The organism is uncultured Aliivibrio sp. (genome assembly GCF_946479765.1).
In the GTDB taxonomy this organism is placed as follows: domain Bacteria; phylum Pseudomonadota; class Gammaproteobacteria; order Enterobacterales; family Vibrionaceae; genus Aliivibrio.
Genome location: NZ_CAMLHO010000010.1, coordinates 1 through 13344 on the forward strand (window position 1 = coordinate 1; position 13344 = coordinate 13344).

Below are 13344 nucleotides of genomic sequence, written 5' to 3' on the forward strand. Positions count from 1 at the left end.
ATAATAATACCTTATATAAAATAATAATTTGTTGGCAAGGATATAATGAAATGGATACGATTCAAAAAAGACCGAGAACTAGGCTATCTCCAGAAAAACGTAAAGAACAACTGCTAGATATTGCAATCGAAGTATTTTCACAACGAGGTATTGGCCGTGGCGGTCATGCTGATGTTGCAGAAATAGCACAAGTATCAGTGGCAACAGTATTTAATTATTTTCCAACAAGAGAAGATCTTGTTGATGATGTATTAAATAGCGTTGAAGAGCAATTTCATCAATTTGTTCTACATTCTATCTCTCTTGAACTTGATGTTCGTACCAACCTTCAAACTCTATTAATGAATATCATTGATACTGTTCAAGCAGGGGATAAATGGATTAAGGTATGGTTTGAATGGAGTACTTCAACACGTGAAGAAGTGTGGCCTCTTTTCTTGAGCACTCAAGTGAATAACCAAAAAATTATTCACACTATGTTTGCTGAAGGTATTGAACATAACGAAGTATGTAATGATCACACTCCTGAAAACTTAGCAAAAATGCTTCATGGCATTTGTTATTCTGTTTTCGTTCAAGCTAATCGCAGTAACTCTATTGAAGAGCTAGAAGACACAGCGAACTGTTTCTTAAATATGTTATGTATTTATAAATAAGAGCCTGGATTCTGGTAATAAAAAAACCGCTGATTACTCAGCGGTTTTTTTTATATTTAAACTCTAACTGGTTCAGAAAAAGTTATTTCTTTCTCTTCACTGCTTTTGCATTTGGAAGGTCAGTAATAGAACCTTCATAAATTTCAGCAGCCATACCAATTGATTCATGCAATGTTGGGTGAGCATGGATAGTCAATGCGATATCTTCAGCATCACAGCCCATTTCAATTGCAAGACCGATTTCACCAAGAAGCTCACCTGCATTGGTACCAACAATAGCACCACCGATAACGCGGTTAGTATCTTTATCAAAAAGAAGCTTAGTTAGACCATCAGCACAATCTGAAGCGATTGCACGACCTGATGCAGCCCAAGGGAAGCTTGCAGCTTCGTAGTTGATGCCTTCAGCTTTTGCTTCTTTCTCTGTTTTACCAACCCAAGCAACTTCTGGCTCAGTGTAGGCAATTGAAGGAATTACTTTAGGATCGAAGTAGTGCTTCTTACCAGAAATAACTTCAGCAGCAACATGACCTTCATGCACACCTTTGTGGGCAAGCATAGGTTGACCTACGATATCACCGATAGCGTGAATGTGAGATACGTTAGTACGCATTTGCTTATCAACGTTAATGAAACCACGTTCATCAACAGCAACGCCTGCTTTTTCAGCGTCTAATAAAGCACCATTAGGAACACGGCCGATAGCAACAAGAACAGCATCATAACGCTCAGCTTCTGCTGGTGCTTTTTTGCCTTCCATTGATACGTAGATACCATCTTCTTTTGCTTCTACTGCTGTCACTTTCGTTTCAAGCATTAGATTGAATTTGTCTTTGATACGTTTAGTGTAAACTTTAACGATATCTTTATCTGCTGCAGGGATAACCTGATCAAACATCTCAACAACATCAACTTGAGAACCTAGTGCATGATAAACCGTACCCATTTCTAGGCCGATAATGCCACCACCCATAATAAGCAGTTTCTTAGGTACTTCTTTAAGCTCAAGCGCATCCGTTGAATCCCAAATACGTGGGTCTTCATGTGGAATGAATGGCAGTTTAATTGGACGAGAACCAGCAGCAACAATCGCGTTATCAAAGTTGATTGTTGTATTACCATCTTCAGCAGTTACTTCAATAGTGTTAGCACCAGTAAATTTACCAAAGCCATTAATTACTGTTACTTTACGCATCTTAGCCATACCGCCAAGACCGCCAGTTAATTGAGTAACTACTTTTTCTTTCCACAGACGGATTTTATCGATGTCTGTTTGAGGCTCACCAAATACGATACCATGAGCGGCCATCGCTTTTGCTTCTTCGATAACTTTAGCTACGTGAAGCAAGGCTTTTGATGGGATACAACCCACATTCAAACATACACCACCAAGCGTGTTGTAACGTTCAACGATAACTGTTTCTAAACCTAAATCTGCACAACGGAATGCGGCAGAGTAACCAGCAGGGCCGGCACCAAGTACGACAACTTGTGCTTTAATTTCTTTGCTCATTTTGACCTCGTTATAGTCATTTCCCTAACAGGCTGACCGATATTCTATTATTGTTTTCAGACTGACTTTATTTTACATAGATGTTAACAGTGTGAAAGCAAGATTGGGTTAGCCTGTGAGCTAGACAACAATTCACGTTATGACGGCTCTTCAAAAAAGTGTCGTATTCGTAAATTGTATTTAATTTAATTCAAAAAAACTGAAGTTATACCTTCAATTTATGAAGCAATAAGGCGGCTTATTTGCCACCTTATTGTTTATTTCAATTACCGCTAATTACAGTACTAAACGACGAATGTCTGATAATGCACTGTTTAGGAAAGTAATGAAACGAGCACCTTCTGCGCCATCAATCACTCGGTGATCATAAGACAGAGACAGAGGAAGCAGTAGGCGAGGAGCGAACTCTTTGCCATTCCATACTGGTTTGATTTCAGACTTAGATACCCCAAGGATACCTACTTCTGGTGCATTTACAATTGGTGTAAACGCTGTACCACCGATACCGCCAAGACTTGAGATTGTGAAACAACCTCCTTGCATATCAGAAGCCATCAACTTACCAGAACGTGCTTTCTTAGAAATAGCCATTAGCTCTTCAGATAGCTCGTAAATGCCTTTTTTGTTCACGTCTTTAAACACAGGAACGACAAGACCGTTTGGTGTATCAACAGCGATACCTACGTTTACGTATTTCTTAAGAATGATGCTTTCGCCATCATCAGATAAAGAAGAGTTAAACGCTGGGAATGCTTCAAGAGCTTTTGCAACTGCTTTCATGATGAACACAAGTGGCGTGATCTTCATACCTGTATCATTTTTCGCTTCGATTGCATTCTGTTCTTTACGGAATGCTTCAAGCTCTGTGATATCAGCGTTATCCCACTGTGTAACGTGCGGGATCATCACCCAGTTACGATGCAGGTTAGCACCAGAAATTTTCTTAATCTTAGAAAGTTTCTTAACTTCTGTTTCACCAAACTTGCTGAAATCAATTTTTGGCCATGGAAGTAGACCAAGAGCTGAACCGTCACCGCCTTTAGCTGATGCAGCAGCACCAGACTCAAGACGCTTAAGTGCATCTTTAACAAAACTTTGAACGTCTTCTTTAAGGATACGGTCTTTACGGCCTGTACCTTTAACTTTAGCAAGGTTTACACCGAACTCACGAGCAAGACGACGAACAACTGGAGATGCGTGTGCATACTCGTTGTTTGCTTCAAATTCACCTGTAGTCGCAGGAGCAGAAGCTGCTGCAACTGGAGCTGCTTGTGCAACCGGTGCAGCTGTCGCTTGTACAGCAACTGGCGCTGCGCCTTCAACAACAAATGTCATGATTAAAGAACCAGTAGACACTTTATCGCCTGCCGTAATTTTAATCTCTTTGATAGTACCAGCGAACGGTGCCGGAACTTCCATTGATGCTTTGTCGCCTTCAACAGTAATTAGAGATTGCTCTTCTTCTACTGTATCGCCAACAGCAACCATGATTTCAGTTACTTCAACTTCATCACCGCCGATATCTGGAACATGTACTTCTTTCTCAGCAGAAACGGCAGGAGCCACAGCAATTGGTGCAGCTGCCGCTTGAGGAGTTGCTACTGAAGCAGAACCTGCAACTTCAAAGATCATCACTAGAGAGCCAGTTGACACTGAATCACCTGATACTATTTTGATTTCTTTAACTGTACCCGCGAATGGTGCAGGAACTTCCATCGATGCTTTATCGCCTTCAACAGTAAGAAGAGACTGCTCTTCTTCTACCGTATCGCCAACCGCTACCATGATTTCAGTTACTTCAACTTCATCACCGCCGATATCTGGAACGTGAACTTCTTTAAGCTCAGCAACAGATGCCGCAGCAGGAGCAGCTACTGGAGCCGCTTCAACTACTGGAGCTACAGGTGCAGCAGCACCCTCAGCTTCAAAGATCATAATTAGAGAACCAGTTGTTACTGAATCGCCTTCAGAAATCTTAATTTCTTTAACGATACCCGCTTGAGACGCAGGAACTTCCATTGAAGCTTTATCGCCTTCAACAGTGATCAGTGACTGCTCTTCTTCAACTCGGTCACCGACCTTAACTAGAATCTCAGTTACTTCAACCTCATCTGCACCGATGTCTGGTACATTAATTTCGATTGTCATTGTTTTCTACCTTATGCGTATAGCGGGTTAGTTTTTTCAGTATCAATATTGAATTTAGCAATTGCTTGTGCAACCACAGACTTCTCAATATCACCACGTTTTACTAGTTCAGTTAGAGCAGCAACTACTACATAGCCTGCGTTAACTTCGAAGTGACGACGTAGGTTCTCACGGCTGTCTGAACGACCAAAACCATCAGTACCAAGTACTTTGTAAGACTCAGCAGGAACGAATGCACGAACTTGCTCTGCGTAGTTCTTCATGTAATCCGTTACTGCGATTGCAGGTTCGTTACCAAGAACTTGAGTAATGTAAGGCACTTTCGTTTCAGCTTCAGGGTGAAGCATATTGTAACGCTCTGCATCTTGGCCATCACGAGTCAATTCATTGAATGAAGTAACCGCAAAAATGTCCGATGCAACGCCATATTCTTCACTCAAAATTTGAGCTGCTTTACGAGCTTCGTTCATAATGGTACCTGAGCTCATTAACTGAACTTTAGCTTTAGAACCTGTGTAAGATTCAAGCTTGTAGATACCTTTACGGATGCCTTCTTCAGCGCCTTCTGGCATTGCTGGCATTGCATAGTTTTCATTCATTACTGTTAGGTAGTAATAAATGTTCTCTTGGCTTTCACCGTACATGCGACGAATACCGTCTTGCATGATTACCGCTAGCTCGTAAGCAAACGTTGGATCATAAGATACACAGTTAGGAACCGTGTTTGCCAAGATGTGTGAATGACCATCTTCGTGCTGTAGACCTTCGCCATTTAGCGTTGTACGACCAGCGGTAGCACCTAGTAGGAAGCCACGAGCTTGTTGATCACCCGCTAACCATGCCATGTCACCAATACGTTGGAAACCGAACATTGAGTAGTAGATGTAGAATGGGATCATTGGTAGATCGTTGGTGCTGTATGATGTTGCAGCAGCAACCCAAGACGCCATTGAACCTAATTCGTTGATACCTTCTTGAAGAACTTGACCAGAAGTTGCTTCTTTGTAGTAAGAAACAATGCCTTTATCTTCAGGAGTATATTCTTGGCCGTGTGGATTGTAGATACCAACTTGACGGAATAGACCTTCCATACCAAATGTACGAGCTTCATCACAAATGATAGGAACGATGTTCTTACCAATGTTCTTATCTTTAAGTAAGATATTTAGCGTACGAACATAAGCCATTGTTGTTGAAATATCACGCTTCTGCTCAACTAATAGAGGTGCAAATGCATCAAGTTCAGGTACTTTAAATTCTTGAGTAAACTTAGGCAGACGCTTAGGTGTGTAACCATGTAGTGCATTACGACGAGCGTGTAAGTAGTTGTACTCTGCTGAACCTTCTTCTAGTGTTAAATAAGGAAGTTCTTTAATTTTTTCATCAGAAAGAATATCTTCTAGACCTAAACGATCACGTAGGTGTTGAACATGAGTCATGTCCATTTTTTTAACACCGTGCGCAATGTTCTTACCTTCAGCAGCATCACCCATGCCGTAACCTTTAACTGTTTTAGCTAGGATTACTGTTGGCTTACCGTTTGTTTCTTTTGCATTGTTGAATGCAGCAAACAGTTTAGATGAATCATGACCACCACGCTTAAGAGCGAAGACTTCGTCATCAGTCATATCAGCAACAAGCGCCGCTGTTTCTGGGTATTTACCAAAGAAGTTCTTACGTACGTAAGCGCCATCTTTAGATTTGAAAGTTTGGTAGTCACCATCGATAGTTTCGTTCATTAACTGAAGAAGCTTACCAGTCGTGTCTTTAGCAAGTAATGAATCCCAGTTGCTACCCCAAATAACTTTAACAACATTCCAACCAGCACCTTTAAATAGGCCTTCTAGTTCTTGAATGATGCTACCGTTACCCATAACAGGCCCATCTAGACGCTGTAGATTACAGTTGACTAGGAAACATAGGTTATCCAGTTTTTCACGTGCAGCAAAAGAGATCGCACCGCGTGATTCTGGCTCATCCATCTCACCATCACCTAGGAACGCGTAAACACGTTGTGCTGATGTATCTTTCATGCCACGGCCATCAAGGTACTTAAGGAAACGCGCTTGATAGATAGCAGAAATAGGACCAAGACCCATAGATACTGTAGGAAACTGCCAGAATTCAGGCATCAGTTTAGGGTGTGGGTAAGAAGGAATACCTTTACCATCAACTTCTTGACGGAAATTATCTAGTTGCTCTTCTGTTAAACGGCCTTCAACGAATGCACGAGAGTAGATACCTGGAGAGATATGACCTTGGTAATAAACTAAATCACCACCGTCCGTCTCATTCGGAGCACGGAAGAAATGGTTAAAACATACTTCGTAAAATGCTGCTGCAGATTGGTAAGACGCCATGTGGCCGCCTAGATCCAAATCTTTCTTAGAAGCACGCAGAACGATCATGATTGCGTTCCAACGAATAATTGAACGGATACGACGCTCAAGAGTAACATCACCTGGGTACGCAGGTTCTTGCGTTACAGGGATGGTATTGATGTAGTTCGTATTGATACCAGTAGCCATATCAACACCATCTAAACGAGCTTTATCAAGAATTTGCTCTAATAGATATTGGGCGCGTTCAACACCCTCTTCACGTACAACTGACTCAAGAGCTTCTAACCAATCTTGAGTTTCTAGTGCATCAACGTCATGCTTCATGTCAGACATGCGAGCTATCCTTTTATCTGTTGGTTCAAATAGGGTGACAATGAAATGAATCGAATTAATTCATGTCATTACTTTGTTGAATTCGACGAAGTGAGCACTCTCGGCGGCTCTCTTCTTTTGTCAATTCCAACAATGTTTCTTCAATATAAGCAAGATGTGAGTGTGATGCCAAGCGCGCCTCTTCAGGCCTTCCTGATATTATTGCCTCTACAATCTCAGCTCTATGTTCTCTTACCTTATTAACCACCGCTTCGCGACGATTTAATAAAGTAAAATTTTGTAATACGTTTTGCTCAAGCAAGGGTTCCAAGCTTCGTACCATGTGGAGTAAAACCACATTATGTGCCGACTCGGTGACCGTAATAAGACAATGCATAACCGCAGAAGCTTCTGCTTTTAAATCACCATCTTGTTGCGCTTGTTGGATTAACTCATGTGACTCTTTAATCCGTTTGAAATCTTCTTCATTACCACGTAAAGCCGCGTAATAAGCTGAGATACCTTCTAGCGCATGACGCGATTCCAGTAAATCGAATTGCGTTTCAGGATGAGTCGCTAATAGATCTAACAACGGCTCTGAAAAGCTTTGCCATAAGCCTTTATTAACAAAAGTGCCTCCACCTTGACGGCGCGTTAATAAATGCTTTGCTTCTAAACGCTGTATTGCCTCTCGTACGGAAGGGCGAGAAACATCAAACTGTTTTGCTAACTCTCTTTCTGCGGGTAATTTTTGCCCGGGAGAAAGGGTTCCCTCTAAAATCAGCCGTTCAAGCTCTTGCTCGATTGCATCGGACAGCTTTGGCTGACGTATCCTTTGATATGTCATCGTAGCTCAACCTAATTTAAGTTGATTACTTCTCACATTACCGTGAGTCATTCGTTACTTTAAAAAATTGGTATTACCAATTTAATTTGAAGCGAAATTTATCATAAAAAAAGGGATTTTGTCTAGACAAAAGTTGATTTGAATCATGGAACGAAGTTGAATAACACCGTTTGTTAACAATATAAAAACATGAATCATTAAATTGGTCAGACCAATTTAATTTGTAAATCGTTATTTATGTAATAAATTTAAGAAATCACAAAAGATAAGCCTTAAAGCTAACCTCTTCTATTTCCTTAGTTTATGGTACTTAACCCAGTGAAATGAGAGTCCAGGATCGGTCTTTCTTAATGGGGCAATATATTGGTGTCCAGTAATACGGTTATCTTCTATTTGTGGGTAAGCCGCTTGTAGCACGTTTGTTACCACAGCTAAACTCTCATATTGATCCTGAGTATAGGCAATAAAATCAGTTCCCTCTAACTCAATACCAATACTGTAATCATTACATCGTGTACGTCCTGCAAACGAGGATGCTCCAGCATGCCAAGCTCTTTTATTAAAAGGAACAAATTGCACCACACTGCCATTACGACGGATCAAACAGTGCGCTGATACTCTAAATTGATGAATAACATTAAAGAATGGGTGTTCATTCGGGTTTAGAGTACCCATAAATAGCTGTTCAATATAAGGCCCACCAAACTGCCCTGGCGGCAAACTGATGTTATGAACAACCAATAAGGAAATATCTTTATCATCAGGACGTTCATCATAAAATGGTGACACCACATGCTTTGCTTCATTAAGCCAATGATCTGTTGATAAAGTGAATTTCATCATCTATTCCTATGTCAATTAAAGTAACTTATGCAACTTGTATGTATCTTATGATGAAATTCTGCTCTAGCGCGAGTATTATTGTCGCCATAATCTATTTCAAATAATTCAATGGACCTAACCATGATCAAAACCCATGACAGCGCCTCTCGTCTTGAATATTTAAAACAACAGCTTCCAACCGAAATTACTCGTGCCGTGTCAGATACGCTACGTGAAGATCTAGGCGGAACTCTCGATGTAAGTACGGACATTACCGCAAGCTTAATCGCAGAAGAAACTCAATCTGTTGCAACAATCATCACACGTGAACATGGTGTATTTTGTGGAAAAATGTGGGCCGATGAAGTCTTTAAACAACTAGGTGGCACCGTTGCTATCGACTGGCACGTAGAAGATGGCGATAAAGTAGAACCAAACCAAACGCTTTGTACATTAACAGGCCCAGCTCGCACACTCTTAACCGGTGAACGCAATGCGATGAACTTTATTCAAACCTTATCAGGTTGCTCTACCACTACGGCAACGTATGCTGAAAAAATTGCACATACACAATGCCGTCTACTTGATACACGTAAAACAATCCCGGGTCTGCGTAGCGCATTAAAATATGCAGTAGCATGCGGTGGTGGTTACAATCATCGTATTGGTGTGTTTGATGCTTATCTAATTAAAGAAAACCATATCATCGCGTGTGGTGGCATTGAAAAAGCCATTTCAACCGCAAAAAAATTAAACCCGGACAAGCCTGTAGAAGTAGAAACAGAAAGCTTAGAAGAGTTACAACAAGCCATTGATGCAGGGGCTGATATTATTATGCTCGATAATTTCACCACAGACATGATGCGTAAAGCCGTTAAATTAAACGCAGGCCGTGCCGCATTAGAAAACTCAGGCAACGTAACGTTAGACACCATTGCAGAGTTTGCTGAAACAGGCGTTGACTATATTTCTGTCGGTGCATTAACGAAACACCTTACTGCAATGGATTTATCGATGCGCTTTAAATAAGTCCAACTCACTCCTTCAAAGAGCTGACACCATGTCAGCTCTTTTTTTGCACGTCGCTTCTTGAAGTGAACCGAATTTCCCACCACACTTTGTCATTCAATTACATAGAAGTCATAGGTAACTCGAAATCCTCTTTTTAACTCCTTTTTTCTTCCTGATTTAGCCCTATGATTACCCAATCAATAAAAATATTGGTCATGAATTTATACTGGAGAAAATAATGGAAAAGCATCAAAGACAGAACGGTTTTACCTTAATTGAGTTAATGATTGTAGTGGCTGTGATAGGAGTATTGACTGCGGTTGCAGTTCCGCAATATCAAAACTACGTAAAAAAAGCAGAGTTAGGAGTAGGTTTATCAAATATTGCTGCAATAAAAATAAATATCGAAGAATATATTTCAACAGAAGGAAGTTTTCCTGACACAACAGCTAGTGATTCTGATTCTTTTTCTCGCCTTGGTACAATAGAGGTATTCACTAATGGTACTTTAAAACTAGCAAAAACAGAAACTACAGATGGAACTGTTCTATTTACATTTAACTCTGATAGTAAAGTTCCTGATACCAAATTACAGTTATCTAGAGAGACTAACGGCCAATGGAGTTGTACTACAAATGCCAGTGCCGCTATTACTCCAACCAACTGTACTTCAGTACAGACAATACAATAATGTACACCAACCTAGCCTCTATCTTGCGCCAAGCTGAACTCATCACCTTAGCGCAAGAGAGTTCCATCATAGCGCTAGTTCAAGCTGACACACATACTGTATGTTCTGCTGTATTAGCTAAACACATCTTTAGCCCTGCTGAGCTAATTAACCATCTCAAACACATCTTTGGTCTTGACGTTGTAAATATCTCGCAACTTAACTACGTCTCAACTTGCCAAGAACTCGGCTTGCGTGACTTAATCATCCGTCATCAAGCACTTCCTATCAGTTACGATAACAGTACCATTCATTTAGCCATTTCAGATCCTAGTATTAGCCAAGTTGAAGATGACTTTCGCTTCACCACAGGAAAACAGATCACATTGGTTTTAGCTGACCAAGGGCAAATCCAAGCCGCGATTCGTCGCGTTTACGGATCGGCCCTCTCAGGTGGAGAAATGGAGAGTAAAGAAATCACTCAAGATGAGCTAGCCTCACTCGTCGATATCTCTTCAGGAGAAATAGAATCAACCGAGGATCTAAGCAAAGACGATGCTCCTGTTACCCGCTTTATTAATCAAATTTTATTAGAAGCGGTTCGGAAAAGCGCCTCTGATATTCACTTTGAACCGTATGAAAACACCTACCGTATTCGTTTTCGCTGTGATGGGATCTTAGTTGAAAACAACTCCCCCTCATCTCATTTGAGTCGACGGTTATCTGCTCGCTTAAAGATCATGGCAAAACTCGATATTGCAGAACGTCGCTTACCACAAGATGGACGTATTAAGCTCAAACTAAATAATGATACTTCCATTGATATGCGAGTTTCTTCCCTTCCAACATTATGGGGAGAAAAAATTGTTTTACGTTTATTAGACAGCAGTACGGCCAATTTAGATATTGATAAGCTAGGTTATAGTGATCAGCAAAAAGATCTCTACCTTAACGCATTAAAACGCCCACAAGGAATGATCTTAATTACAGGGCCCACAGGCAGCGGTAAAACGGTCTCTCTTTACTCTGGTTTGCACATTTTAAATACCACAGAGAAGAACATTTCCACGGCAGAAGACCCTGTAGAGATCAACCTTGATGGCATCAACCAAGTACAGATAAATACCAAAATAGACTTAACCTTTGCTCATGCTCTGCGATCTTTTTTACGCCAGGACCCCGATATTGTCATGGTAGGCGAGATCCGAGATCTAGAAACAGCAGAAATCGCGATTAAAGCAGCACAAACAGGCCATCTAGTTCTTTCTACTCTTCACACTAATTCTGCCGCCGAGACCGTGGTTCGATTAAGTAATATGGGCATAGAAAACTATAACCTTGCTTCTTCACTCAGCCTCATTATTGCCCAACGTTTAGCTAGACGACTTTGTCCTCATTGCAAACAACCAGACAGTCTTAGCCGTGAACAGCAAGAGGAATATGACCTATCTTCATTCGATACTCTTTTTAAAGCCAACTCAGAAGGCTGTAACGAATGCACTCAAGGCTATCTTGGAAGAATAGGGATCTATGAAGTTATGCCATTTACACCAGAACTCTCAATCGCAACTCTACAAGGAGCAAGCGTCAGACAAATAGAACAACTGGCGATGCAGCAAGGAATGGACAATTTAAGGACATCAGGCATTAAACGATTGAAAAATGGTACCACCAGTTTGCAAGAATTAAATCGCGTCTTGTATTTATAGATAACACAGTGAAATCATATGACTAAAGTGCAGAAAAAAATCAAAGTCCTTAACTTACACAGCTTTCACTGGCGTGGTATTAATAACACAGGAAAAAAGGTATCAGGCAAAACCCTCGCCCTCAGTGAACTTGAAATAAGAACAAAACTGCTAAAGCAAAATATTAGAATAAAAAAAATAAAAAAGCACAGTATCACTAGCTTTGAAAAAATAAAACACGCAATTAAACGCAAAGACATCACACTTCTTACCCGTCAATTAGCCACCATGCTCAGTGCTGATGTTCCTTTAATTCAATCGATTCGACTTATTGCTGAAAATAATACCAAAGCAGAAATGAAGTCGTTCTTAAATCAAGTTGGGTTATCTCTTGAGGCGGGCACTCAACTATCTAACGCTCTTTCCATTAGCAACCGACACTTCGATTCTTTTTATATTGATCTTGTGGCAACAGGAGAAGAGACCGGTAGTTTGTCTCAATCCTTTGCTCGTTTAGCTGAATACAGAGAAAAAAGTGATGCATTAAAGAATAAAGTCATCAAAGCGATGATCTACCCTAGTATCGTCATGGTCGTTGCCATTACGGTTACTGTATTAATGCTAACTCTCGTTATTCCAGAATTTGAACATATTTTCAATGGATTTGGCGCCGAACTACCTTGGTTTACTCAAAAAATCATAACTCTTTCACACGCTTTACAATCCTATGGCGGACACTTACTTATTCTACTTATAACCTGTATATCCACGTTTAGTGTCATACGAAAAAAATCCTACTCGTTTAGAATGAAACTTAGTAGATACAGCCTAAAGCTACCTATCGTCGGACCCATACTATCTAAAGCAGCCATTGCTAAATTCAGTCGAACCTTAGCAACTAGCTTTACTTCCGGATTACCTATTTTACACAGCTTACAAACCACCAGTAAAACCGCAGGCAATTTATATTATCAACAAGCCATTATGTCAGTACAACAAAATACAGCAGCCGGCATGCCCCTGTATCTTGCAATGCGTCATATTCACGCGTTTCCTGAAATGGTAGTACAAATGGTAATGATTGGAGAAGAATCAGGAAAATTAGATGACATGCTTAATAAAATTGCTCATATCTATGAAGAAGAGGTAAACAATACCGTTGATAATTTAGGTAAAATAATAGAACCGTTTATCATTGTATTTTTAGGTACCATTATTGGGGGTTTAGTTATCTCTATGTACCTACCCATCTTTAATCTAATGAATGTCATAGGATAAAGTCGCACTGTGTTTTTTGTAATATCAAAGCGTCTTAACTACTTCATTTTTTATAAT

General features: G+C 40.4%; 10 protein-coding genes. 5 read left to right on the forward strand and 5 right to left on the reverse strand.

The window, feature by feature from the left end:
- Positions 1-50 precede the first annotated feature (50 nt).
- Positions 51-656, forward strand: coding sequence for a TetR/AcrR family transcriptional regulator (locus tag Q1K78_RS05760; RefSeq protein ID WP_300175498.1), 606 nt, complete (start codon positions 51-53; stop codon positions 654-656).
- 82 nt (positions 657-738) lie between these two features.
- Here Q1K78_RS05760 and lpdA read toward each other — a convergent pair whose 3' ends face one another.
- The 5 genes from lpdA to ampD form a co-directional block, all read right to left on the reverse strand.
- A complete protein-coding gene (gene lpdA / locus Q1K78_RS05765) occupies positions 739-2169 on the reverse strand; it encodes a dihydrolipoyl dehydrogenase (RefSeq protein WP_300175353.1) in 1431 nt (476 codons plus the stop codon).
- A gap of 276 nt (positions 2170-2445) precedes the next feature.
- A complete protein-coding gene (gene aceF / locus Q1K78_RS05770; protein ID WP_300175355.1) occupies positions 2446-4317 on the reverse strand; it encodes a pyruvate dehydrogenase complex dihydrolipoyllysine-residue acetyltransferase in 1872 nt (623 codons plus the stop codon).
- An 11-nt stretch (positions 4318-4328) separates the two neighbouring features.
- Positions 4329-6992 (reverse strand): pyruvate dehydrogenase (acetyl-transferring), homodimeric type, encoded by a 2664-nt coding sequence (aceE, locus tag Q1K78_RS05775; RefSeq protein WP_300175357.1) that lies wholly within the window; start codon positions 6990-6992, stop codon positions 4329-4331.
- A 55-nt stretch (positions 6993-7047) separates the two neighbouring features.
- Complete coding sequence (gene pdhR / locus Q1K78_RS05780; RefSeq protein ID WP_300175359.1) at positions 7048-7818, reverse strand: pyruvate dehydrogenase complex transcriptional repressor PdhR; 771 nt, start codon at positions 7816-7818, stop codon at positions 7048-7050.
- Positions 7819-8106: 288 nt separating this feature from the next.
- Complete coding sequence (ampD, locus tag Q1K78_RS05785; RefSeq protein ID WP_300175500.1) at positions 8107-8658, reverse strand: 1,6-anhydro-N-acetylmuramyl-L-alanine amidase AmpD; 552 nt, start codon at positions 8656-8658, stop codon at positions 8107-8109.
- Positions 8659-8781: 123 nt separating this feature from the next.
- Here ampD and nadC point away from each other — a divergent pair, with 123 nt between their 5' ends.
- From nadC to Q1K78_RS05805, 4 genes are all read left to right on the forward strand, one after another.
- Positions 8782-9669: a carboxylating nicotinate-nucleotide diphosphorylase gene (nadC, locus tag Q1K78_RS05790; RefSeq protein ID WP_300175361.1), complete on the forward strand. Its 888-nt coding sequence runs from the start codon at positions 8782-8784 to the stop codon at positions 9667-9669.
- 220 nt (positions 9670-9889) lie between these two features.
- The gene (locus Q1K78_RS05795; protein ID WP_300175363.1) at positions 9890-10342 is read left to right on the forward strand and encodes a pilin; all 453 of its coding nucleotides are present in this window, start codon (positions 9890-9892) and stop codon (positions 10340-10342) included.
- Positions 10342-12030, forward strand: coding sequence for a type IV-A pilus assembly ATPase PilB (gene pilB / locus Q1K78_RS05800; RefSeq protein ID WP_300175364.1), 1689 nt, complete (start codon positions 10342-10344; stop codon positions 12028-12030). Before Q1K78_RS05795 ends, pilB begins: the two co-directional genes overlap by 1 nt.
- Positions 12031-12048: 18 nt before the next feature.
- The gene (locus Q1K78_RS05805) at positions 12049-13287 is read left to right on the forward strand and encodes a type II secretion system F family protein (protein ID WP_300175366.1); all 1239 of its coding nucleotides are present in this window, start codon (positions 12049-12051) and stop codon (positions 13285-13287) included.
- The last annotated feature ends 57 nt before the right edge of the window (positions 13288-13344 follow it).